Genomic DNA, 25852 nt, shown 5'->3' with positions numbered 1-25852 from the left:
AGATTGAGAAATTAAAGGCTTTATAATTGAAACGTAAATATCTGTATTAAAAAAGAACGTCGTCATAATTTATGATGGCGTTTTTTTATTTAGTATTAGATAGATTTCTCTCTCAACCTCTATTATTATTCTATAGCTAGATATTTGTATGATATTATCTATCAGCTTTCGTGGTGCAATTTTATCGCTTAAAGTGCATAAAATGGATGTGATTATATTGATGATGAATATACTATTTTAAGTGAATTTTCAAGGGTTTTGGATAGACTTATTTTTTTAATTATAATCACATATTAAGAAATATTATTTAGGATAGACTTTGAAAAAACTTCTGAAAAAATTTGAACATATTTTTAAGACTTCATGGTTAAGTTCAGTTTTATCGATTTTCCTATTTTTGTATTACACTACTCTAGATATTTGGGGTGATGAATGGGATTGGATAGCCTTAAATAAAGAAGCACACGGAAATTTTTATAAGTTTTTAATAGTCGCTACCGTAATAAGTGTTCTGTTTAAAGCGTATTATGACTATATGTCAGATAAGAATAAAAAAGAGAATGAGCTTGTTTTACAAAGATTTATTGGTCTTATAAGAAGTATTGTAACGACTAAAAAGAACAGATTTTATGAAAAAGCAACAAGATTAAAAACAGAAAGTAGACGTGTTAATTTCTTTCAAGAGATTACACATCCCCAAGATCAGATTAAATTCATAATGAATCAGTTAAGTGGTTTTTTTGAGTTCTGGGGCGTTAATCGCAATCAGTTGGCAGTAACCATATTAAGTAGCGTAGCAAAAGACGGAAGTGATAATGAAAATTGGCGGTTTATTTTGAAATTAGACCATCAAAGAAGTCACACGAGTGCTAATACCTTGATGAAAGGTGATTCTTTGGCAAGGAAAGCTATAGATAATGGTGTACCTATTTTTTTAGCAGATTTAAATGAAGGTATTTTCCAACAAGTATTTCTTCAGTCAGAACGTTCTCAAGAATCTAATAACATAGGCTCAATTTACTGTAAACCAGTTACAATTAAAATTCAAGACGTTACTTACAGGTATGTCTTTTCTGTTGTATCATATGGAACATACTTGTGCCAACCAACTGATATAATTGAAGCAAATCAAATGTCTATGATTTTAGATGAGATAGGCGATCGGGTAGAGTTGGAGCTTTACTTGTTAGCAATGAAGCAGCATAAAAGTAAGTCCTAATTTAAGGAGTATATGTCATGGATTCAAAGACTAAAGTAAGAGTGATTATTTCTTCACAAAGTAGTCATAAAGTAAACCCTGAAAAAATTGCTAAAAGACATGAATCTATTAGATATTTATCAGCATTTTTGGGAAGTGCAGAGCATAGAAAAGAGAGTAATTTGGAAAGTAGAATATGTAGTCGTGATATGCAAATAAGTTAACTACTTGTTGTATTTTAATTGAAGCCGCTTCAGTCCTTGCTGTGAGCGGCTTTTTAATATCATTAATCAATCTATTGTTTTTAAAAGCATAACACTCTAACGCAAGGAACACCATGAACCTAACCATCGGACAACGCCTACCTCTAAGCAATCTCAACATCGACGTAACTTTACCAATAACTCTAAAATTCACCCGTCAAAGTCCGATAGAGATAGACGTTAGCTGCTTTGCCTTAGATAGTGCAGGCAAGCTGATAAACGATGATTACATGGTGTTTTATAATCAGCCAACCTCGCCCTGTGGACAAATTAAGCTCACTCATTATGAATCGCAGCCCAGTACCGACAAAGGCATTCAAGCCGAGTTTGAGATTAACTTATCCAAACTAGCTGCTAATATAGATAGTTTATATTTCGTGTTATCAGCCGATACGCCACTCAATCAAATCCAATCGTTAGAAATAGGCGTTTGGCAACAAGCCCAAAAAGCACAAGCGCACTACCAAGCAGCAGACTTTGCTCAGCAGCAAGCCAGTATGCTCATGCAAATTTATCGTAAAAGTGGAGTTTGGCGCTTAGCCAACGTCGCACAAGGGTTTAACGGTGGCTTAGCTGCGATAGTGCAGCACTTCGGTGGTGATGTAGCAGAGGATGATAGCGGAAATGTCGCTTCACCAGCTCCGCAACCACCTAAAGTAAATACCTCAAAAGTCGCTTTAGAAAAGGTGATGTTAGAGCAAGCCCCAAAGCTCGTCAACCTTGCCAAAAAAGCTACTATATCTTTAGAAAAACGCCAATTACAGCAACTAACCGCTAAGGTTGCCTTAGTATTGGATGCGACAGGTTCAATGCATCAACAATATAAACAAGGACGCGTACAAGAAGTGGTCAATCGCTTATTGCCACTAGCCGTCAGCTTTGACGATGACCAAGCGTTAGACTGTTGGGCATTCGGTGAACACTGCTCATATTTAGGTGAGGCTGGACTTAATAACTACGCTGACTTTATCGATACCGTCCAAGGTGGTTGGCGTAAATGGGAGCTGGGCGCACGCACCAATAATGAAGCTGGAGTAATGAAAGCCGTCACTGACTTTTATCAGAATGACGGACTTAACGTGCCAGTTTATATTTTATTTATCAGTGATGGCGGTGTGCGTGATACTCGCGGTATCACCAAAATAATGACGGAAGCTGCAAAGCTACCGATATTTTGGCAATTCGTGGGTTTGGGCGGGCGCAGTTATGGCATTTTAAAAGACTTAGATAACATGACTGGACGACTACTTGATAATTGCAGCTTTTTTGAATTGGATGATTTAGACGATATTAGCGAAGACGCTTTGTATGAGAATATGTTAGAAGAGTTTCCAAGCTGGCTGAAAGAAGCACGAAAGATAGGGTTGGTGGCGACGATATAGCAATCAAGCCTAAAAATAATAGCTCAAAAAAACACACTATTACTATATTTAGAGTGCTAAGATTAAAAGTAAGTGTAGCGGTACTACTATTTAAAGAGACCTTTACTGTAAGGCTTTAAATCTGCCAGAACCTGTAAGCTACGCTAAGATACGATCACTATTATTTACTCATTACTATTAAAGGATTAACTATGAGCTATCGTTTTAAGTTATCAGCTGCCGCCATGCTAACGGGTGCTTTACTGTTATCAGGCTGTGCCAGCACTGGTATGTCGCCATCGACTCCGAATAATCAAGTCAATAATAACTATCAGCTGCCGCAAGAGATCTATGAAGGCTACTGGGCCATGACTTCAAAGATCAATGGTCAAGCTGGGGTGGTGAGCTTTCGAGATGGCATGACCTATAACTATCGCTTTAAGTGTAACGCTGATGGCAGTTATCAGCAGGTAGCAGTAGAGAAATATAAACTAAAACCGAACCCGACGGCAGTCGGATTGCAGTATGAGAATGAGCCGGTATTCTCGGAGATTAAAGTGGTGAGACTTGCGCCTAAGCAGGTGTTAATGCTCAATCAAAGCTACAGCGATCCTGAGTTACAACGAGTGCTCCCTGATGGTCAAGAGTATGCTTATATTTATAAGCCGACTTTAGAGCCGCTTTGCTCGCTATGATATTTTTACTCACTTAGCAGTATTTACAGCCGCTTTAATGAAAAAACCGCTTTAGTTTTAGACTACGAGCGGTTTTTTTAATAAATGAACTCATTTCATTTAAGCTATATTTTATTTTTATGATTATAAAAAGTGAACTGAGGAGTGGTTTGTAAGCGCAGTCTATTAGGTATAAGATTAACCCTTAATGAAAAAATTACTTTGTTATCAAAGAGCGACATAAAGACGCAAAAACAATCTTGCTCCTTACTATGATTTCTTGCATCCTTAAGGGCTTAGACCAGCTTATATCTCTGTACCACAACTATTGTCCATTAACATAAACAATATCCTTAATAAAACCATGACCGAAAAGAAAAAAGCTTTTTATTATCGGCCCAAGACCAATCAATCTAACAGCGCTGCGCTGCGTTGGACGTTTGTTATATTGGGCTGGATGTTTTTCGTTTTGGGCATCATAGGTATTGCGTTACCAGTCATGCCGACCGCGCCTTTTATACTTTTAGCGGCGGGTTGCTGGGCACGAAGCTCAAGACGTTTTCATTTTTGGCTAATTAATCATAGATACTTTGGTAAGTTTGTCCGTGATTGGGAAGAAAACCATGCGGTGCCGCGTTACGCTAAATGGCTGGCCACTATTATGATGGCGATATCATCGGCTATGTTATTTTATCGTTTGCCGGCTGATATTTTATGGGTAGCATGGGTGGTGGCAGCAGTCTGTGCAGGAGTAGCCATCTATTTATTTAGGTTGCCAAATGCTAATTAATATTCATTTATATGCAAAAAAATAAATATTTATCATTTAGTTACATAAAAGTCTGTTATAAGACTTGCGCAAACCCAAAACCATCCCTATAATACACACAAGCTTAAGAGCAGTTCTGCACAAATCATTACCTCGTAGTATTAGTTATAATCCTTCGTTTTAATATTTATCGTTCAGTAGCTATTTGCAAGCGTTACCGGTCAATTAGACCACCAATAAATTAAAAAGTAGGATTATTAGTATGTCTGATACTCAAAAAGGTACAGTTAAGTGGTTCAACGAAGCTAAAGGCTTTGGTTTCATCGCTCCAGAAAACGGCGCCGACGTTTTTGCTCATTACAGCGAAATCTCAGGTTCTGGTTTCAAAACTTTGGCTGAAGGCCAAGAAGTTGAGTTCACTGTAACTCAAGGCCAAAAAGGCCCACAAGCACATAACATCGTTGCTATCTAATTTTAATTAGATAAGTAGATGTTTAAGAAACGAACCTAAGGGTTCGTTTTTTTTCGTCTAAAATTTGTCATTTTAGCTCATATTTAGGCTGTAATTAGGGTAAGTTAAAGTCTCGCTCATCAATTATAGTAACTATTAACCACCCTTAAGCTATTATTTGAAATAGCTTAAGGGTTTTTTTAAGGTTATAACTTATAACCACTAAATAAAGCTAATTCCAACATTAATAAGTCCACCCCCCAGTAGCAACCAGCCAAACATAATTGCTCCTAGTATCAAGGGTTTTATCCCAGCTTGTTTAATAGCGCTCAAATGAGTGGTCAAACCTAAAGAAAACATCGCCATAGTCAGTAATAAATCATCTAACCGCACCATAGTGTTCTCAAAGCTATTAGACATTGGTAGCCAAGTATGTAGTAGCACAATAGCGATAAAAATGAAGGCAAACCAAGGCACTTTGACTTGTTGAATACGGCTGAGGAGTGTGGGCTTGTCGCCGTTCTCGCTGCTGCCTTGGGTCAAAGCGAAGGATAGTATCAGTAAAAATGGCGCTAGCATCATGACTCGAATCATCTTAGTCACCACAGCGGTATCACCGACATCACTACTAATAGCGTTACCAGCGACCACCACCTGTGCCACTTCATGCACCGTCGAACCGGTATATACCCCATAATCTTGTGGACTTAACCACGGTTGCAGCCAGCCCAAATGATACAAAAATGGATAGAGCAGCATAGCAATGGTGCCGAATACTACTACCGTTGCCACCGCAATAGTGACCTTATGCGCCTCAGCTTTTACTACGGGCTCGGCAGCGATCACCGCAGCTGCTCCGCAAATACTGGCGCCTGAACCAATTAAAAGAGTCGTCTTTTTATCAACTTTGAGCCATTTTGTGCCTATCCAATAGGTCAATAAAAAAGTCGAGGTGAGTACTAAGGCGTCACTGATAACGGCGGGCATCCCGACACTAGCTACTTGGGTAAAGGTAAGCTTAAAACCGTAGAACATGATTGCGAGCCGCAGTATTTGACCTTTTGCAAAGTTAACCCCATCCTCAAGACCCTCAGAAAATTTTGGATAAATCGTATTGCCCAGCAGTATACCTATCAAGATGGCTAGCGTTAATGATGACAAGCCGATAAGTCGCCCGTTTGACCAACTATCTAAGCTATTATTGAGCCATAAACAAAACACACTCCCTACTAATACCACCATCAACCCTACTAAGTGCTGTTTACGGGGAAAATAGCTAATTAAGGATTGGCTAAAAGCACTCATAAAAAACTCATCTTATGGATAATCGAAATAGGCATATACTTATGAATGGACAGTATAAGGCAAGCTCATTTATAATAAAAACAGATTAATAAGATAGAAACTATCGGTTTTTTAGGTTAATAAGCCGATGTCTAGTGAACGGTATAAAAACTATGAAAAAACCGCAGCAAGTTTTACCGAAGATTACTTTAAAGCAATTGGCTATTTTTGTGAGCATTTATCAGACAGGTAGCACCAGTGCTGCCAGTGCAGCGCTGCATTTGTCGCAGTCGGCTATCAGTAGTGCATTGACGGCGCTCGAATCTCGATTGCAGATGCCATTGTTTGAGAGAGTAGGTCGTAGACTGAATCGACACCCTAATGCTTATCCGGTTTATGTCCAAGCGCAAGCGATTTTGGAGCAATCCTTGACGCTTGAGCATTACCATAAGCATCAAGCCGGTCAGATTCATATAGGGGCTAGTACGACTATTGGCAACTATGTATTGCCGCCGTTGATTGCAAAGCTATATAACAGAGTCTCTGCTAGTGATAGTGCTACTCATAACAGCGCCGCTAGTGTGGATGTTTATATAGCCAATACTCAAGAGGTGATTAATGAGGTTGAGCAATTAAATATTGACATTGCTTTAGTAGAAGGGGTGCCGCGACCTAATGATATAAAGGTGCTGGAGCAGCGGGCTTGGCGTACCGATACTCTAATGGTGTTTGCCAAACGTGATAGCAGATGGCTTATAGAAACAGAGACTTATAATAAAGTCGATGACTGCTATGAGCTCAGTGTGACGCAGTTAGCAAAATTACCATTATTGGTACGGGAAGCTGGTTCAGGGACTAGGCAGATTATTGATGAGCAACTACTAAAGTATCTACCAGATTCAGAGGTCATTATGGCTATTCAGCAATCGGAAGCAATCAAGCATATGGTCAGCGCTGATATTGGGCTTGGATGTCTATCGCAGCATGTGATTGAAAATGAACTAGCAACAGGCAAGCTGGTACAGGTAAAAGTGCTCGGAATAGATTTGTCACGGACTTGGTGGCTGGTATGGCATAAAGCTCGTCATCAAAGTCCAATATGGCAGACCTTTATTGATATTATCAAGCAGGAATAGTCATTTATAGTTAGTTGAAATTAAAACTGTTAAATAGATTTGAAGGTGCTACTGGTATAAATTTGCCTTGCTGGCTGTTTGCGTACTCCTCACAAAGGCTGCGCAAAATTACTTCCAGTAGCCCTATGTTGTTTTTATAGCAACAATTCCTAGCAAGAGGAGAGCTGTATTGCTACTTATTGACCTAGCTTTATTCTGCTACAGGCTTATCAAGTTTCACCACCAAGCTATCGCAAGGAACGTTTGGCAAGATATTGTCGGCCGTAGCACCGCTTAACCATGCTGCTAGGCCATGACGTTCATGACGTCCAATAACCAGCAGATCGACGTCATTTTTATGGCAATAATTAACAATGCCTTCACTACTAGAGATGGCGGTGGTTACCTCGGAGTTCACTACTTCTAGACCATTACGTTGTAAGAACTGGGCCAGTTTCGCACGAGCTTCTTGGCAACGCTCGTCATCAATTTCGTCATATAGACTTGAAGCTGGCACCAACTCGTAGCCAAAACCAACCATGGTGTCTTTAACAATATGCAGTACTGATAGTCGAGACTCTGGGCGATTGGCAACGATATGTTTGGCTCTTTGGGCGACAATATCGGCATCCGAGAGTAAATCTGTGACTAATAGAATATGTTGGTAAGTCATAGTGATAATCCTTGTGTCAGATAGCTTTAACTATAGCATTACTACTGACGACTGTTAAGTAGCTGCTCACTATCTCATGCTTTATATGAAGGTTTTAGTTGATGGTTTATCTTTAATACGGGTTAAATTTTTATTATTCGAATTTATGTAGAGTTTTTATAACATTTAGGCAGCTATTAAAAAGCGTATCGTACATTTACCTATACGATACGCTCATTTTTGACTATCAGCCAATACAACTATCAGTCAATACAATAGTAGCTTTACAGTTATTCTGCTACAGGCTTGTCAAGTTTGACCACCAAGCTATCACAAGGTACGTTAGGGAGAATGTTATCAGCCGTAGCACCTACTAACCAAGCGGCGATACCGCGGCGCTCATGGCGTCCAATGACCAATAGATCAACATCGTTTTCGTGGCAATAGTTGACGATACCTTTGTCGTTTGAGATAGCAGCAGTGACTTTGGTATTGACTGCCTGTAAATCATTACGCTCAAGAAATTTAGCCAGCTTTGCACGTGCTTCCTGCCATTGTTCACCATCTTTTTCTCCAGTTAAGCTGGAGGCCGGAACTAGCTCATAGCCAAAGCGCACCATATCGTCTTCAACGATATGCAGTACGGATAATTTGGACTCTGGACGATTAGCAACGATGCTTCTGGCGCGTTGAGCGACAATATCAGCATCAGATAACAAATCGGTGACCAATAAAATGTGTTTATAACTCATAAGAAACTCCTTTTAAAAATGGCTTTATAATAGAGTAGCATTACTATTAGCCTTTGTTAAGGTATCAAAGGTTGCCATCTTGTCTATATAGTTTATGCAAAATGGTTTATGCAAAACAACTAAGGGAAAGTTATTGGTATAAGCTTTTTATCGGCTGAACCAAGTTAAACACGGCGTGCGTAACCTCCTTCTGAATAGCCGTTTGTGGATTTTTAAAGTGAAATAATTACCGTCAGGATAGTTCTTTAAAGTCGCTAAACTTGACTTATCAGCAGCCTAGCCCCATCTATTTTGACAGGCTAATACTTATGAATTTATAGGTGATTTATAACGTCTGAATTCATAACACCTATAAGTGACTTCTTATAATTATAACTTTCATCATTTTTTACTTTTCACCCTGCTATTTAGGGCATTTTTTAAGCTGCTTTTTGTAAGCTATATTTTTAATCTACAAGGAACATTATGACTGACACTGCATTTACCGCTGACTTAACCTTACATCCTGCCTTTGAGCTGCTTGAACATCGCCATATCGAGGCGTTATCGATGGATGTGCTGATCAGCCAGCATGTCAAGACCGGTGCAATGCATTACCATTTGGCACACCCGAGTGACGAAAATGCCTTTTTAGTAGGTTTTCGCACCCAGCCGATGGACTCCAAAGGTGAAGCGCACATTTTAGAGCATGTGGCTCTATGTGGCTCGGAGAAGTTTCCGGTACGTGATCCGTTTTTTTCGATGATCAAACGCTCATTGAATACCTTTATGAACGCCATGACCGCCGCCGATTGGACCGCCTATCCGTATGCGACTCAAAACAAGAATGACTACTTTAATTTACTTGAGGTCTATCTTGATGCGGCGTTCTTTCCTAATATTCATCCGCTCGACTTTGCGCAAGAAGGTATTCGAGTTGAATTGGACGAGAATGACAAACCGCAGTTTAAAGGTATCGTATTCAATGAGATGAAAGGGGCAATGAGCGGCGAGATTGATCAGCTTTATCATGCCGTGGCGCATCATTTGTTCCCAACCACCACTTATCATTATAATTCTGGCGGCGATCCTGCTGATATTCCAGATCTAAGCCATCATGAGCTGCTTGAGTTTCATCAAAGCCACTACCATCCTGCAAATAGCGTTATTATGAGCTTTGGCAATATTCCGGTCGCGGAGACGCAAGCGAAAATACATGAAGATGCGCTGGTGCAATTTGCAGCGGGCAAAAAGCACGTATCGCGCCCAGAGCAGCGTCTATCTACGCCCATTAGCGTCACTGAGACTTATACGGCAGATGAGGTCGGAGCGAATCAGACCCACCATGTGGTGGCTTGGTTATTGCCTGCGATTACCGATCCCAAGCAGCGTTTAGCATTACGTCTATTAGAAGGGGTGCTGGTTGAGCATGCTGGTTCGCCATTGCGGGCTTATTTAGACAGCCATCCGCTAGGTAAAGCGCCCAGTCCACTATTAGGGCTGGATGACAGTCATTATGAAATGGTGTTTTATACTGGTCTGCGTGGGTCAGAGCCGGAGCATGCTGAAGCGGTTGAGCAGGGTATTATCGATTTGCTAACCCAAGTTGCCAACCAGCCGATTGATAATGAAACCATTGAGACTATCTTGCATCAAATTGAGATTGATCAGCGCCATATCGGCGGTGACGGTATGCCTTATGGACTTAATCTCATGTTAGAGGGCTTTAGTACCGCCATTCATGATGGTAATCCACTTGATGTTTGGGAGGTTGACGAGCATCTAGCGTGGTTACGAGAGCAGGTAAAAGACGAGCAGTGGTTGCCCAATTTGATCAAGACTCATCTGCTAGACAACAACCACCGTGTACGCTTGACGATGGTTCCTGATAGCGAAAAGTCAGCTCGGTTAGCCGCCGCTGAACAAGTACGCCTTGATACTATTGCGATGAATCTAACCGCTGATGATAAAGATATTTTGCATAAACAAGCGCTTGATTTAGCAGCGCGTCAGGCCGCTCCTGATGATTTGAGTTTATTGCCAAAGGTGGGTTTAGAGGATATTCCAACGGATATCAGCTTTAAAGAAGGTAGCCAAAAGCAGGTGGAGCTCAGTGGCAAAGCCAGTACTTTATTCCAGTATGAAGCCGGAACCAATGGCTTATATTACTATCAGGTGATAGTGCCGTTAACCGATGCTATTAATGACAGCAATGCAGAAGCGCTCCCAGCAAACGACGCTATTAATCACCCCTTGCTGCCGATTTATCTCAGCCTAATATCAGAGCTGGGTACGGACACAATGGACGCTTACGAGCTGCAAGCCAAGCAAGCAGCGCACTCCTCTGGAGTGACCGCGCGCATTAGTCAACGTACTGCTATCGACGACAATCAAGAGATCAGTAGCTATTTTGTAGTGGCAACTCGAGCATTGAACCGTAAAGTAGAAGCGATAGATCTGCTCAAAGAGGTCATGGAGCATAGCGTCTTTACTGAGCATGATCGTATCAAAGAGATCTTGCAGCAGCGTGCGGCTAGTTGGCAATCCCGCCTTGCCAGTGCTGGCCATGCGTATGCGATGCAAACGGCTAGCCGTGGTATGAGTCGGCAGGCGCACCTTGAATATGTGCGTAGTGGCTTACCCGCCTTAAATGCGCTCAAAGCGTTTTTGGGTAACGCCAGTAATGATAGTGCACTATGGGATCAACTGGCCAGTAGTTTGATGGATTTACATCAGCGTCTAATTGGCTTACCCAAGCATGCTCTCATTGTTTGTGAGCCCGAGCAAACTGAGCGTTTAAGTAGCCTGATTGTAGATAGCTGGCAGGATAATAAAACAGCAGGTTCAGTAGCAAAAGCTAGCCATAAAAATGAGAGCGCAACTGATAAGCAAGCTAAGAACAACATCCCCCAAGAATTTGCTGAGCTTAAATTAGATCCTGCTTTAGATGGTGAAAAAGACGCCGTTAAAGCTATTGAGAGCGGCGCTAGCATCGAGGTGGAGGATTTGGCATGGTTGGTTGCGACCAATGTTTATCATAATGCTAGTGTCTATACCGCTCCTGCGGCTGATCATCCTGATACCGCGCCGCTCATGGTATTAGCGCCTTATTTGCGTAATGGCTATTTGCATAGCGCTATCCGTGAGCGCGGCGGTGCCTATGGCGGCGGAGCGGGTTATGATGCTAACGCTTGTGCTTTTAAGTTCTTTAGCTATCGTGATCCTCATTGCACTGAGACCTTTGCGCATTTTGACGCCAGCATTGAATGGCTGCTTAATGAGCCCCAAACCGATGAGCAATTAGAAGAAGCTATCTTAGGCATTATCTCCGGTATGGATAAACCTGGATCGCCAGCTGGGGAGGCGGTCAAAGCCTGCTTCGCTGATTTGCATAACCGAGGTGCTGACTGGCAGCGCAAAATGCGTGCAGCGATTTTGGCCGTTACTATCGAAGATCTACAGCGGGTTGCCAAGCAATACTTGCAAGGTCAAGACCATGTACGTGCCGTGTTAGCGCCATATGATAAAGAAGAAGCGGTCAAAAACTTAGGCTTTAAGGTCTGTAAAATCAACAGCTAATTTGACCATCATTAGAATCAAGAACCAAAAAGCCAAGCATGATGCTTGGCTTTTTTTATTAATGGTAAAGCTATTAATAGCGTTTGATACTGAGGTCTTTGCCAATATAGTCTTGATGAATAGGGAAGTCGGCAGGGTTATCAAATTTTTTGCGATCGGCAAAGTAGCTGGTTAAAGTGCGGCGAACCGCTTCAAAGGCGATTTTATCCCACGGGATATCTTCTTCACTGAATAAGGCAGAATCTAAGCTTTCAGAGCCAATACCGTAAGCGCCATCTTTGAGCTCGGATAGATAGATAACGTAGATTTGACCAATATCAGGTATATCATAAAGACAGTATAAATGCGGATTGATAACGACGGCATCTGCTTCTTCAAAGCTTTCGCGGGCAGCGCCTTCAGCAATGGTTTCGCCGTTTTCCATAAAGCCTGCCGGTATCGTCCACAACCCATACTGAGGTTCGATAGCGCGGCGACACAGCAATACTCTATTTTTGTACACGACTAACGAGCCGCAAATCACTTTTGGGTTCTCATAATGAATATAACCACAGTTTGGACATACCAAACGCAGCATATTATCAGTAGCGGGTATTTTACGTTCAGCTTCATGACCGCATTGTAGACAATATTGCATATCGACTGCCTTTTTATTGAAAAGAGTAGGTTTTAGGATTTATATTTTCTTTTATCTTAAGATAACACAAATATTGATAGTGAGGAGAGGGGATAACAGCAACACGTCACATACTAATAATAAATAACATGCCTCAACGCTATTGATGAAGGTATAGAGTGATAAGTTTTGGTAGTCTACCAAGTCAATAACAATGGTTCGATGACATGATAAGATAACTAATGGTGCCGCATTAGAATATATTATTAACGGGCACTTTTAATGCATAATCTAAAGGATGACAAGCTCTAGTTAAATAAATAGGATAATAATAATGGCAATATTTAGACATTCTGCAAGCTTTGATGAGTTGGCAGTAGCGCTACCGGCCTATATTAAACAGCCTTTGCTTAGACAGTTGGCTGAGCGTATACAGACAGAACTATTAGATACGACCAAGCAATCATTACACCAGCAAACCGATGATATTGCGCATAGCGCCCTTATTTTGGACACTTTATATCAAGCGCCAATCGCCGACGCTTCTATCCTAGTGGCCATCACTAATGAGAAGCAACCAAAGCTCTTGTTGACTCGCCGCGCCGCACACATGACCAGCCATGCAGGGGAAGTATCCTGTGCAGGCGGTAAGTATGATATCGGCGATTATAACAATGTATTTACCGCCCTACGAGAAGCTTATGAGGAAACGGCGTTACCCCCTAATAAGGTACAACTATTGGGTCAGTTACCGATGCAAACCTCCAAAAGCGGCATGAGTGTGCGTCCTATCGTAGCATTGATTGAGCCTGATCTGCCATTGTCCCCTGAGCCTGGCGAGATTGCCCGTATTTTTTGGGCAGATTTTGAGGCTCTTATTACTCAGCCAACGGTTGAGTATTCTATCGAATATACTATGCAAAGACAGACGGCGACCATACTGACGCCGAGCTGGCAAGTCGATGGCGAGATAGTTTGGGGCTTAACCGGACGCGTCATAGCGAGTCTACTAGAGACAGGATTTGATCGACAACTGGATTGGTACTACCAGATTCAAGAAGATAGCTTAGAAAATGAGCATATAAAAAAATATCTTGAAAAGGATCACCATCTAAAAGAGTTGGGCTTACAAGACTCAAGGTATAAGCCTTAATTATTGGCAAGCTTATAAATAGAAAATGATGATGGTTTGATAGCCGGTTTTTAGGCATTTAGCGATCTAGCTTTAATGACTACGCACAGCTATTTTATGTACAATTACTTATAGTAATCGTCATTCTTTTTGAGCCACCAGTTCATATTATCTTGACGCTTAGCACGAAACGCTTCTAATTTATCCGCGATAACAGGATTGTGTTGGCGTGCGGTATCAAGCGCAAATAAAATAGGCACAGAGGACAGTACCCCAAAGCGTATTTTTGACTTGGGCAATTCTAAACCATCACCGATATCATCACCGACCAAGGTGCGTGTGACACTAGCATTAACCATCTCCACAAACCGACCTTTGCGATTATCCTCACCCATTAGCTGACGCGGCAAATCATGCAGGGCTTTGGCAAGCGGTCGCCCCATCTTAAAATCAAGCTGCTGAATAGATAGATAGGTGTATAGCCATTCCCAGCAGTCGGTCTCAGTCTTGGGTAAGCGCTGCAAATCAACCCCCATCCAATAGCTGGCAAGATTCCATAAATGCAGAATACCTTCAGCTTCTTCCGTGCTGATACGGGCGCCAAGCAGACGCAGACCGCGCATAATGAGTAATGAAAACTGGAGATGAGTGGCGACCATATCACTTTGATTGATAGGAAGGCCCCAATAGTCAGTATTCCAGCTGCCATCAGGATTATGATGCTGGTCATCGGCAGCGATAACGCCTGTAGCCGCATTACCTTTACCTTTGAGTAGGTTTTGGCGTACTAAGGTATGGATTTGGCGTACTTTAATAGACTGCCGCCAGCCTTCCGAGCCGATAGCCAGTACTTGGCTGATAGGTTCTCGATTATTAGTAGAGGTTGGCTGCAGCTGAGGGTGTTCAGACACCGCCAAGATATAAGCGTAAGTCCGCATCAATCGCGGCAGCGCCTCATGCATCAATGCTCCAGTTTGAATAAGGGGCAAGGATAATGCAGGAATACTATAACCGGCCATAAGGGCGACGTTACGTAGTAGCCAAATAAGCATGAGTGGATAGCGGCGATAGGCGATAGCACCGACTTCTGCTAGCTGCGGATTATACCAATCAGGATAAGTGCTAAATTGCTCGACCAATGCCATAAACTGGGGAGTATTGGCTAGCTCTGCATTAACATCGCCCTTAAGGATAGCTGACTGTAAGGGTTTAGCAAAGCGTATTTTGTCAGCGGCTAATGCATCAGCGATAGGATCGCCTATATCATAACCTGCTACTATCTCCTCTAATAAATCTGCAGATATAGTAAAGTCTTTGGGTAACAAGTGACGTTTAATACGGCGCAGAACTTGTAAATCACTGTGATCATTGATGGTGGTTGTGCGCCCATGACGTTGATAATGTTTTTGGTCTAAGTTTTTGGCTTTTTTATCCATAATCATATCCATACTTATTATCTACAGCCCCGATATCTACAATCACCTTCAATCACCCTCTCAAGTGATGATTTAGCTAAATGTGAACTTATTACGGGCTGTTTAATAGCCAGTACAATCTCATTTATTCGCCATTGATTATTGACGTGTTAAGTCCACAGAAGAGCTACTAACTTCATCTTTTAAAGTGACTTTAAGCATAATGTAACCAGCAATACCTGAGACAATAGAGCCCATTATAATACCTAGACGCTCGTCGAATAGAGGGGTCGCGCCACCGAAGGCTAGGCCGCCAATAAATAAACTCATGGTGAAACCAACACCACATAATAGTGCTGCGCCGTAAATTTGTTTATAGTTCACGCCTTTGGGCATGGTTGAGAGCCCTACTTTAAAGATCAACCAACACATAAACATAATGCCTGCTTGTTTACCGATGAATAGTCCAGCAGCAATACCAAGTGGTACCGAGTGAAACAATTCAGCGAAACCTGCCCCTTCAAGCGAAATACCAGCATTAGCAAAAGCGAACAGCGGCAAAATACCGTATGAGACCGTATCTTGTAGGTCATGTTCTAGCTCTTCTAAAGGCGAGTGCTCAGGATCAGTACGATCAAATAAAGGTATGAATAACGCTAACAATACGCCAGCTAAAGTCGCATGAACGCCAGACTTGAGAACGGCAATCCACATAATAATGCCGACCAGTAAGTAGGGAGTGATACTAGTAACGTTGCGGCGATTAAGGAGGTATAAAATAGGTAAGCATATACCGGCTACACCTAATGAGAACATTGATAAATCGCTAGTATAAAATAAAGCAATAATTAAAATGGCACCAATATCATCGAAAATAGCAATCGAGACCAAAAATATTTTTAGCGCATTGGGTACACGATTACCGAGCAAGCTTAAAATACCTAAAGCAAAAGCAATGTCTGTAGCGGCAGGAATAGCCCAGCCTCTAAGGTATTCAGGGTTTTGATAGTTAAAAAGAACATAAACAATAGCAGGGGCGATCATACCGCCAACGGCTGCGCCTGCGGGTAAGATAATTTGCTTTAGATTAGATAACTCACCGATTAAGACTTCACGCTTAAGTTCAAGGCCGACGAGGAAAAAGAAAACCGCCATCAGGCCATCATTGATCCAGTGCTGGGCATCCTTAGCAATTTCAAAGTCGCCAATCTGAATAACCACCGGAGCATTAATAAAATCTACATACCAAGTGTTGAAAGGAGTGTTGGCAATAATCATTGCAGCAATGGCAGCCAATGCTAAAACAATGCCGCCAGATGCTTCAAGATCAAAAAACGCTTTGATTTTTTTTATCACCATACTATCCTCATTTGCTAAATACATAGTAAACTTAGGGAAGTGTCTGTAAGCCAGTTGGCAACAGATTACCTCGAATTAGTTTCGCACAATTTTATCAATATAGACAACCAAATACGGCAAATACTACTTTTAATCAGCGTCAGCCATACTTAGAGATAAATAAGATATCTTTTTATTTTATAAGATATCTTTTTTTATTATTAAACCATTTTATTTAATGAACAGTAGTATCAACCACGCCTTGGTTTTTTATATTATAGCGTCCCGTAGTCATGATTGATATATTGGTTCGCTTAACAATCCCTAGAGCTACTACCATACAATACAAACTACTTACACGATAGCTACTATTGAACAATAGACATTTCTACTGAGTTGACCGACTTAAATCTATAATTCGGTTTGGCTTGGCTGTTTATCTTGCGGTGATATTATGGCGAGATTTGTTTTTATTAGCTAAGCAATATGCCCGAATACAAGGCTGGTTTTATGGACTTATCACTTTCTTTAGAGATTATATTAATGCTCACCGCCGTGGCGGCGCTGGCTGGTTTTATCGATGCTATTGCAGGAGGGGGTGGTCTATTAACTATTCCGGCGATGTTATTGGCCAATATTCCACCGGTACTTACTTTAGGTACTAACAAATTGCAAGCTGCTTCGGGAGCATTAGCGGCGTCGATTACCATGATAAGAAAAGGTGTGGTTAAGCCTCAAGCTATTAAGGTAGCTATTGGCGCTGCTTTTGTAGGTTCTGTTATCGGTACTATCGCTGTGCAGCTGTCACCACCAGATTTACTCGAGAAGCTTATTCCTTTTTTAATTGCGGCTATCGGTATTTATACCTTATTCGCTCCTAGGCTTGGTGAAATAGAGGCAGAACCTCGCATCAGTGAAGGTGCTTGGCAAAAGATTGTTGCTCCGATAATTGGTTTCTATGATGGTTATATCGGGCCAGGTACGGGGATGTTCTTTGCGCTGGGTAATGTCGCCTTGCGTGGTCGGCAAATTATTGAAGCGACTGGTGCGGCCAAGGTACTCAATTTATCTACCAATATTGGCTCATTGATATTTTTTATCTTGGGCGGAAATGTCTTGTGGAAAGTAGGTCTAGCAATGATGGTCGGTCAAACGATAGGCGCGTATTTTGGTTCGCATATGGTGATTAAGGGTGGCAGTAGACTGATTCGGCCAATGATTGTACTGATGTGCCTAGCAATGTTGACTAAGTATGTACTGGGTTAACTCAACAAAAAAGCACTAAACTAAAAACCCCAGCCTGGTTACGACTGGGGTTTTATATATAATTTTAGACATTCAAATATGGAGCTGGCGGTTATAGTTTACGACGATCGACATCATCGTATTCACTACCTATCAAACCATCGCTAAATACATGAGAGAATTCGCGCTCGCTGTCTTCACTGATATGCCCATCAAATACGTCTCTCAAACCGGCATCAGGATCGTTATAAATCGCAAGATCCATTTTATCTTCCGATTTTGCCACGATTGCGGTGACGGCTGCATCACCACCAACGTTTACAGCGGTACGTAGCATATCAAGGATACGATCCACACCTAAGATTAGGCCAATACCTTCGATAGGTAAGCCAACTTGGGCAAACACCATCGATAGCATAATAAGCCCTACACCGGGCACACCTGCGGTTCCGATAGATGCCAGTACCGACATCAAAATGACGACGAGATATTCAGTGATACCTAAGTTAATGCCATAGATATTGGCAATAAAAATGGTCGCCGTTCCTTGCATAATCGCCGTACCATCCATATTAATGGTCGCCCCAAACGGCACAGTAAACGAAGCGACTGAGTTATTCACCCCCATGCGCTTAGTTACGGTGCGTAGGGTAATGGGGATGGTGGCGTTTGAGCTTGAAGTACTAAAAGCGAAAATCTGCACCTCACGCATCTTTGCCAAAAAGGTCTTGACTGACAGGCCAGAAAACAGTTTTAGGACAATCATCATGGTAATAAAGAAGTGGAATGCAAGTGAGCCGATCAGCACCGCCACATAACCGAGCAGCGACCAAATCAGGTCTAAACCCAACTCTGCCATAGCATTTGTTAATAGCGCAAATACCCCGTAAGGCGCAAGGTTCATGATAATAGTCACCATCTTTAGAATGACTTCATTAATGAGCTCCAAGCTTTGTACTAAGCCTTTAGCAGGCTTACCAACCATCAAAATACTAATACCAATGAGCACCGCAAAGAAAATGATAGAGAGCATATCGCCATTTGCCATGGCGCTGATAGGGTTGGAGGGAACAATGTTTGAGAACACATCAAGAAGCGGTGGCGCTGATGCGGCCTCAAAAGTCGCTTCCGTTTCGATGTCCATGCCTTTACCAATACCAAATAGTACCCCAAGTCCAATTGCGGTTGCGATCGCTAGGGCAGTGGTCATCATATAGATGAGGAAGGTTTTGGTACCAATACGGCCCAGTAGACGAATATCTCCGATACCGCACACCCCGCAAATAAGCGAGATTAATACCAACGGCACGACCAACATTTTAAGGGAGTTAACGAATAACTTACCGATAATGGCAAAAAAGCCATTGGTTATATAGTTATTAACAAAACTGCCTTCGCTATTTAATCCAAAGTAATTTATAAACAAACCCAGTATGATACCGAGTACCATGGCAACAATAATCTTGCCCGTCAGTCCCATATTTTTCCACATAACTTATATCCTTGGTGTACGTAACTCTTTACAACGAGTTCAATGCTCAAATCAATGCACCTAAAGTTATCTTGACCTATCTTTGTCATTTTGACTCAGGTTACGATTCATGATTGCTGTTGATGGTCGCATCTTTCTTGCGGCGGCGAACAATATAAAAGAATAGTTAGGGGTACTGCAAGATTTTTTTATCAAATCAAATATCATTACTTGAATAAAAGAGTCGTTTACGAACGTCATAAGCCCGAATATGCTCTATTTGTTTCAAATGTTCTAAGAATAATAGGACAAAAAAACAGGACAAAAAAACAGGGCAAAACCTAATGGGTTGCCCTGTTAAGTATTAGACTAACTACGAGCTTAGGTATAGTTTGTTGACATCTTAATTAAGCCTTATCGTCTTCTTCACGGCGCAGGCCATCCTGCCATTTGCTTTTATTTGTGTCAGTCGGGTGTTCTATATCATGAGACCCTGTAGCAGCGCTATGATTAGAGCTCATACGTTCATTGAGAGTTGATTCGGCATCACGAGCTCTGTGGTCAAGTGCTGCGGCATCAGGATTTGCTTTACTAAAATCAGTTTGCTCCTTAATTTCTCGAACAGTATCTTGCTCATCAACCATCTCCACATCGCCATCAGCTTCATAGCCATGGTTTGGATTGGCGTCACCGGTTTCTTCATGGATGTTCGCAGCTTCTGTTTTGCTAGAGCTTGGCTCTTCAATACCATATTTAGCTTGGGTTTCACTTTTTAACTGAGCATAATCGGTAAGCTGCTGTACGGCGTTTTCTAAGCTATGCGGATTATGACGCTCTTGTACCTCTAATAAATGTTCATCGAACACATCGGTTAACAGAGAGTCAAAACGTATGGCATTGTAGTTGATTAATTGCTCACCTTCTTCCTCAGTAATATCACCGTTTTGACTGGCATTGACCACATGATCTTCAAAGGTTAAACCCGCAAAGCTCCCTTTATGCTCCGCTTTTTTGAACTTCTGCCATAACGGCTCAATCTCAAGCAAAGTTTGATAGGCATTTTCCATACGGCCGGTAACATCATCAGCTTCAGTATTGTAATAAACCATCGATTTAAGATAATCACGAAATGGATTGGCTTCAAAGTCGTCCATAAAGGTGTCACCCAATTGGCGTTTAAGCTCGTCGCTAGTTGGCGTAAAGATACGTCCACTAGGGAAGGTCACAAAGCCTACCACATTGGCGGCTATGCGATTTGGAAAGTTGGCAAAGAAGGACACAAAGGCTTCTTGAATCGTATATAAACTATGCTGGAGAGCAACCTTGGCATGCAAGCGCTCAGACTCTGATTTACTGCCATGCTCGTAGAATTGCAAAATAGCGGTGGCAATAAATAGATGGGCATGAATATCGGCTAGACGTCCAGAAAGCATCTCTTTACGTTTCAAATCACCCGCTAGTAAGCCGAGTGCCATATCAGCGGTCAGCGCAAAGCTGGCGCTCAAGCGGTTGATATGTTTGTAGTAAGGGCGGGTAAAGCTATCCGCAAAGCTTGGTGCTTTACTGCTACCACCAAAATAACCGGCCACAAAAGCTTTGGCACCGCGGTTAAAGGTATAGCCTAAATGTTTGAAGAATAAAGTATCGAACTCTTTGAGCGCCGCCTTTTTATCATCACTTTGCAGCAGTTGCAGCTCATCAAATAGATAAGGATGACAGCGCATCGCTCCTTGACCAAATATCATCAGTGAGCGCGTTAAGATGTTCGCCCCTTCGACGGTAATAGAGACGGGAATGGCCTGATAAGGAATCGCCAAAAAGTTACGCGGGCCCATCTGAATCGCCCGACCACCAACCACATCCATACCGTCATTGACCAGCACACGCATGGTTTCAGTAGCATAGTATTTTGCCATAGCGGTCATAACGGATGGCGTGCCCCCTTGGTTCAGACCGCAAGTGACTAAGTGACGAAAGGCTTCTAACATGTAAGTTTGGCTCGCCATGCGGCTAGTGACATCTTGTACACCTTCAAACTTACCCACTGAGATTTTGAATTGTTCACGTACTTTGGCAAAAGCGCCCACACTTAGATAAGTCATCTCGCTGGCTGAGGTCGAAAGAGCAGGCAAGGAGATACCGCGGCCAACGCCTAGACATTCCATCAGCATCCGCCAACCACGACCAGCATTCTCAACCCCGCCGATAATATAATCTAGCGGAATAAATACATCAGTCCCATCAACGGTACCATTCATAAATGGGGAGCCGCTAGGATTATGGCGCGGGCCTATAATAACGCCTTCATGATCGGCAGGTACCAAAGCACAGGTAATACCATAATCGGTTTTATTGATATCGCCCAGTAATGCTTCTGGGTCATGCATTTTAAAGGCCAAACCTACTACAGTGGCGATAGGGGCAAGAGTAATCCAGCGCTTGGAGAAGTTCATTCGTAGCCCGAGCACTTGCTCGCCGTCATGCTCTCCATAACAAACCACCCCGGTATCAGGAATAGCGCCCGCATCCGAGCCGGCCTCAGGACCGGTCAAACCAAAACAGGGAATCTCTGTACCGTTGGCAAGACCGGGAAGCCAGCGCTGTTTTTGCTCATCGGTACCATAATGCATCAAGAGCTCGCCCGGGCCTAAAGAGTTTGGCACCATGCAGCTCACTGCTGCTGTCGGTGAGCGTGAGGCAATTTTACTCATGACCCGACTTTGAGCATAAGAAGAAAAATCAAGACCGCCGTATTCTTTAGGGATAATAAGCCCCAAGAAACCGTTGTCTTTAATAAATTGCCATGCTTGTGGAGATAGATCCTTATACTCGGTATGCACCTCCCACTCATCGATCATCGCACATAGCTCTTCGACCTCATTATCGATAAAGCTTTGTTCTTCTTCTGACAGAGTCGGATAAGGATAATTAGCAAAGGTCTCCCAGTTTGGTGCGCCCATAAACAGCTCTTTTTCCCACCAACTGGTACCCGCATCCAGCGCTTCACGCTCGGTATCACTCATACTGGGCATAGCACCGCCCAAAGCCTTATAGACGGGCTTGGTGATAAGCGCTTGGCGCATGGGCGTGATTAACAGTACTAAACATAATAGCGCTATCGGCACGCCTAAAATCAATGACCATGGACTTATAAGAGCCGTCACGATTACAGTGACGATAGCTACAATGCTACCGGTAACTCGAGATAGCGACAGTAAAAAGATCGCCAAGACTACGACTAGCTGGATGATTACTGCCAAAACAAATAAGCCAATCGCCATGACTCTCTCCTTAAATAAATATTAAAATATAGCAGGCTAAAACCGTAAAACCTACCAAAACTCACCAATTATAATAGCTATAAGCATTAAAGGTAATTTTTACTAGCGCTCATAAATAATACGGCTTCTACAAAATAAATAGCAAACTTTAAGTTTTAGCTACATTTTACGAATAAATAACCATTCTCTAATATGAAATGATTGTTAACAACTATCAATAGGTAAAATGCTAAGCAATGTCGAGAATATGTATCAAATAATAGGTTGACTAGGTGTTAATTAATGATTTAAAAGGGAGCTAGACTATTTTCAGCATAAGACAGCGTATCATTACGACCGACAATGATATGATCGACCAGCGATAAATCCAGTAGGTCACAAGCTTTTTTGAGCTCATAGGTTAATAGATTATCGGCTATTGAAGGCTGCGCATTGGTATGAGGATGGTTATGAGCAACGATCAATTGACTGGCAGCGTGGGTCAAGGCATGGCGTAAGACGTGCTTAATGCAAACGGAACAAGAAGAGATGCCGCCAGTGAATAGAATCTCAAAGTTGAGCAGGTTTAGCGCATTATCTAAGCAAAGCACCGCAAAGACCTCACGCGACTCGCCGCGCAGTTGAGTGCTGATATAGTCTTTGACCACTTGTGAGCGTCCCAGTGCTTGCCCAGTTTTGAGCTGACTATCGAGATAACGAGTCCCCATCTCTAGCGATGCTAGCATCTGTGCGTATTTAGCCGGCCCGATACCGTGGCAGGCGAGGACGGTTTCTTTGGGAGCAGAGAGGAGTTCAGCCAAGCTACCGAATTGATCGATTAAATGGCGAGCCAGCTCAATAGCGGATTGTGATTGGGTACCAGTTCGTAGAAATATGGCTAATATCTCTGCATCAGATAATTGTGCTGCTCCCAGTTTCAATAGTTTTTCGCGTGGTCTATCGTCTTCATGCCAGTCTTTGATGGCCATTATTATCCCTTATTGTTGATAAAAACAGATTCGTTAGTGATAAATACGCAAAACCTTACCCAACTTATCTCATAATTGTTACTATAAGCGCAATTCTTATCTTTTCTTTTACCTTTTAATTTTTGATGCCATGCTTATGTCAAATGTTGTGCTCGCTATTACCGGCGGTATCGCCGCCTATAAATCTGCCGTTTTTGCCCGACTTTTAATCAAAGCCGGCTTTGAGGTGCGGGTCATTATGACCGCCGGTGCTCAAGCTTTTATTACTCCGCTAACTTTGCAGGCTTTGACTGGTAATGAGGTGCATACCTCATTGCTTGACGAGCAAGCTGAAGCCGGCATGGGCCACATTGAACTGGCTAAATGGGCGGATTTGGTAGTGATTGCGCCGGCCTCAGCCAATACTTTGGCGCGTTTAGCAATGGGTATGGCAGATGATCTGTTAGCTACGGTATGTCTGGCTACGGCTGCGCCAGTTATGCTAGCGCCAGCGATGAACCAGCAAATGTGGGCGCATCCTGCTGTTAGCCTCAATGTACAGGCACTCAGCGATATGGGTTATCATATTATTGAGCCAGCAAGTGGCGATCAAGCGTGCGGTGATATCGGTGCGGGGCGTTTGCCTGAGCCTGAACAACTGCTCGATAAAGTACAATTGTTTTATGCGCAGCAAACTATACCGCAACTACTAACCGGTAAAAGAGTAGTGATTACCGCAGGACCAACCGTTGAGGCTATAGATCCTGTGCGCTACCTATCCAATCATTCAACAGGCAAAATGGGCTTTGCCTTGGCAAATGCTTGTATGCAAGCCGGAGCTGAGGTTATTTTAATTGCTGGCGGCAAGGTCGCCTTGCCAACACCGCCTAATGTTACTCGCATTGATGTGTTGTCCGCTGAGGAGCTGCTAATAGCCGCACAGCAGTGTGTCGATGGTACTCACAGTGCTCTACCATTGACAACTTATCATGAGCATCATCACCATGAACATGGCGACTGTGACTGTGGAGATGAAAATGAATCCCAGAACTTGGAAAGCCTAAAGGCTGATGTTTTTATCGCAACCGCTGCCGTTGCCGACTATCGTACCGAGGAAGCTGCGCCGCAAAAGATCAAAAAGACTCAAGATGCGATGACGCTTAATTTAGTCAAAAACCCGGATATTTTAGCGACGATTTCTTTGGCGCACCCAGAATTGTTTGTGGTAGGTTTTGCCGCAGAGACCCAAGATGTTGAGCGTTATGCGCGCGGTAAGCTTGCTGATAAGGATTTGGATATGATTGCTTGCAATGATGTCTCACGTGCAGATATTGGCTTTGCTAGCGACGATAATGCCATGCAAATATTCTTTGCCAAAGGCTATGAGCATGATTCAGTGGTTTTAGATAAAGCCAGTAAAGATGAAATTGCTAAGCAGTTGACGAGCCTGATTGGACAGGCGTACTGGCAGCGCTTTGATAAGCTGAACGATTCATTGTGATCGCTGACTATGAAATGCCCAATGAGCGCTGCTAGATTAGGTTTGTCATGACGGATAGTGATAGCACGCAAACCGTGCTGCTACTGGCGATCTTTGCCTTTGCCTCTTTACTGCATGGTATTAGCGGGCTAGGGGTGACGCTGGTCACTACTACTGCGCTTGCCAGTATGTATCCCTTGCCGCATGCGATTGTGCTGGTGATTTTTCCATCTTTACTACTCAATGCGATGACTTGGCTGGCGGGTGGGGGTCGTAGTCTTTGGCAAAACTTCATTTATTACGGCAGACGTTACTGGTTATTGGCGCTTACCAGCTTGCTGGGTAGTATTTTGGGTGCCAAACTGTTGCTATGGATAGATAGTGCTTATATTTTGCTAGTGCTAGCGACCGTGATTGCATATTATGTGATTAGTAGCCTATTGGGTAAACAAATACGCCTGCCTGATACCAAGCCGGTACTGATTATCGTGGGGCTTAGCGCTGGCATTATCGGCGGGGCGACCAATGCGATGTCGACCATTTTGATGATGTACTTATTGTCTGCTAGTGATGATAAAAACACTATCGCCAAGGTCGGTAATATGTGTTATTTCTTGGGCAAGATAGCGCAAATAATTGTCCTGCGCGAACCGATTATGGCGCTAAGTGCTAGCGAGTGGCAATTAATTGCCCTGTTAAGTGTCCTGTCGGTAGCGGCTTTATTGATAGGTATTCGCTTGCGTCGTTATTTACCGCAAGCACGGTTTCGCCAGCTTATTTTGTTAATTTTGACAGTGCTGGGTATTCGGGTGGGTTGGCAGGGGATTGCAGCATTACTCTAAAGCTGAAC

21 protein-coding genes are annotated in these 25852 nt (G+C 42.7%); 12 read left to right on the top strand and 9 right to left on the bottom strand.

From position 1 onward, the window contains the following. Window positions 1–319 precede the first annotated feature (319 nt). From JMX18_RS07890 to cspE, 6 genes are all read left to right on the top strand, one after another. Window positions 320–1219, top strand: coding sequence for a hypothetical protein (locus JMX18_RS07890; protein ID WP_227674604.1), 900 nt, complete (start codon window positions 320–322; stop codon window positions 1217–1219). 17 nt (window positions 1220–1236) lie between these two features. Then, the gene (locus JMX18_RS07885) at window positions 1237–1422 is read left to right on the top strand and encodes a hypothetical protein (protein ID WP_201586585.1); all 186 of its coding nucleotides are present in this window, start codon (window positions 1237–1239) and stop codon (window positions 1420–1422) included. Between the two features lie 113 nt (window positions 1423–1535). Beyond that, complete coding sequence (locus JMX18_RS07880; RefSeq protein WP_201586584.1) at window positions 1536–2843, top strand: VWA domain-containing protein; 1308 nt, start codon at window positions 1536–1538, stop codon at window positions 2841–2843. A 191-nt stretch (window positions 2844–3034) separates the two neighbouring features. Then, on the top strand, window positions 3035–3517 hold the full coding sequence (locus JMX18_RS07875) for a hypothetical protein (RefSeq protein WP_201586583.1): 483 nt from the start codon (window positions 3035–3037) through the stop codon (window positions 3515–3517). 343 nt (window positions 3518–3860) lie between these two features. Beyond that, window positions 3861–4286 (top strand): YbaN family protein, encoded by a 426-nt coding sequence (locus JMX18_RS07870; protein WP_201586582.1) that lies wholly within the window; start codon window positions 3861–3863, stop codon window positions 4284–4286. 241 nt (window positions 4287–4527) lie between these two features. Next, window positions 4528–4737, top strand: a complete 210-nt coding sequence (cspE, locus tag JMX18_RS07865) for a transcription antiterminator/RNA stability regulator CspE (RefSeq protein WP_075102704.1) — start codon at window positions 4528–4530, stop codon at window positions 4735–4737. Window positions 4738–4938: 201 nt separating this feature from the next. Here the strand turns inward: cspE and JMX18_RS07860 are convergent, their stop codons facing one another. Continuing rightward, on the bottom strand, window positions 4939–6021 hold the full coding sequence (locus tag JMX18_RS07860; protein WP_201586581.1) for a YeiH family protein: 1083 nt from the start codon (window positions 6019–6021) through the stop codon (window positions 4939–4941). A 152-nt stretch (window positions 6022–6173) separates the two neighbouring features. Here JMX18_RS07860 and JMX18_RS07855 point away from each other — a divergent pair, with 152 nt between their 5' ends. After that, window positions 6174–7136: a LysR substrate-binding domain-containing protein gene (locus tag JMX18_RS07855; RefSeq protein ID WP_201586580.1), complete on the top strand. Its 963-nt coding sequence runs from the start codon at window positions 6174–6176 to the stop codon at window positions 7134–7136. A gap of 190 nt (window positions 7137–7326) precedes the next feature. Here the strand turns inward: JMX18_RS07855 and JMX18_RS07850 are convergent, their stop codons facing one another. Together JMX18_RS07850 and JMX18_RS07845 are read right to left on the bottom strand one after the other, a co-directional pair. Next, entirely contained in the window at window positions 7327–7788 is a 462-nt protein-coding gene (locus tag JMX18_RS07850; RefSeq protein ID WP_201586574.1) for a universal stress protein, read from the bottom strand. A 269-nt stretch (window positions 7789–8057) separates the two neighbouring features. Then, window positions 8058–8519: a universal stress protein gene (locus tag JMX18_RS07845; protein WP_201586573.1), complete on the bottom strand. Its 462-nt coding sequence runs from the start codon at window positions 8517–8519 to the stop codon at window positions 8058–8060. A 465-nt stretch (window positions 8520–8984) separates the two neighbouring features. On the opposite strand from JMX18_RS07845, the gene JMX18_RS07840 reads away from it, so the two are divergent. Continuing rightward, complete coding sequence (locus tag JMX18_RS07840) at window positions 8985–12077, top strand: insulinase family protein (protein ID WP_201586572.1); 3093 nt, start codon at window positions 8985–8987, stop codon at window positions 12075–12077. Window positions 12078–12150: 73 nt separating this feature from the next. Here JMX18_RS07840 and JMX18_RS07835 read toward each other — a convergent pair whose 3' ends face one another. After that, entirely contained in the window at window positions 12151–12714 is a 564-nt protein-coding gene (locus JMX18_RS07835; RefSeq protein WP_201586571.1) for an NUDIX hydrolase, read from the bottom strand. 313 nt (window positions 12715–13027) lie between these two features. On the opposite strand from JMX18_RS07835, the gene JMX18_RS07830 reads away from it, so the two are divergent. Next, complete coding sequence (locus JMX18_RS07830; protein ID WP_201586570.1) at window positions 13028–13846, top strand: NUDIX hydrolase; 819 nt, start codon at window positions 13028–13030, stop codon at window positions 13844–13846. 104 nt (window positions 13847–13950) lie between these two features. Here JMX18_RS07830 and JMX18_RS07825 read toward each other — a convergent pair whose 3' ends face one another. Further along, window positions 13951–15261, bottom strand: a complete 1311-nt coding sequence (locus JMX18_RS07825; RefSeq protein ID WP_227674603.1) for an oxygenase MpaB family protein — start codon at window positions 15259–15261, stop codon at window positions 13951–13953. 138 nt (window positions 15262–15399) lie between these two features. Further along, entirely contained in the window at window positions 15400–16599 is a 1200-nt protein-coding gene (nhaA, locus tag JMX18_RS07820) for a Na+/H+ antiporter NhaA (protein ID WP_201586566.1), read from the bottom strand. Window positions 16600–17088: 489 nt separating this feature from the next. Between nhaA and JMX18_RS07815 the strand changes: the two genes are divergently transcribed. Then, complete coding sequence (locus tag JMX18_RS07815; protein ID WP_201586564.1) at window positions 17089–17844, top strand: TSUP family transporter; 756 nt, start codon at window positions 17089–17091, stop codon at window positions 17842–17844. A 91-nt stretch (window positions 17845–17935) separates the two neighbouring features. Here the strand turns inward: JMX18_RS07815 and JMX18_RS07810 are convergent, their stop codons facing one another. The 3 genes from JMX18_RS07810 to radC form a co-directional block, all read right to left on the bottom strand. Then, window positions 17936–19315, bottom strand: coding sequence for a dicarboxylate/amino acid:cation symporter (locus JMX18_RS07810; RefSeq protein ID WP_201586558.1), 1380 nt, complete (start codon window positions 19313–19315; stop codon window positions 17936–17938). 386 nt (window positions 19316–19701) lie between these two features. Further along, window positions 19702–22575, bottom strand: coding sequence for an acyl-CoA dehydrogenase (locus tag JMX18_RS07805; protein WP_201586557.1), 2874 nt, complete (start codon window positions 22573–22575; stop codon window positions 19702–19704). Between the two features lie 287 nt (window positions 22576–22862). Next, window positions 22863–23543: a RadC family protein gene (gene radC, locus JMX18_RS07800; protein WP_201586556.1), complete on the bottom strand. Its 681-nt coding sequence runs from the start codon at window positions 23541–23543 to the stop codon at window positions 22863–22865. 136 nt (window positions 23544–23679) lie between these two features. On the opposite strand from radC, the gene coaBC reads away from it, so the two are divergent. Together coaBC and JMX18_RS07790 are read left to right on the top strand one after the other, a co-directional pair. Then, complete coding sequence (gene coaBC, locus JMX18_RS07795; RefSeq protein ID WP_201586555.1) at window positions 23680–25023, top strand: bifunctional phosphopantothenoylcysteine decarboxylase/phosphopantothenate--cysteine ligase CoaBC; 1344 nt, start codon at window positions 23680–23682, stop codon at window positions 25021–25023. Window positions 25024–25070: 47 nt separating this feature from the next. Beyond that, the gene (locus JMX18_RS07790; protein WP_201586554.1) at window positions 25071–25844 is read left to right on the top strand and encodes a sulfite exporter TauE/SafE family protein; all 774 of its coding nucleotides are present in this window, start codon (window positions 25071–25073) and stop codon (window positions 25842–25844) included. The last annotated feature ends 8 nt before the right edge of the window (window positions 25845–25852 follow it).

Source organism: Psychrobacter jeotgali (assembly GCF_904846315.1).
GTDB lineage: Bacteria > Pseudomonadota > Gammaproteobacteria > Pseudomonadales > Moraxellaceae > Psychrobacter > Psychrobacter jeotgali.
This window is presented reverse-complemented; position numbering and strand designations above follow the sequence as displayed.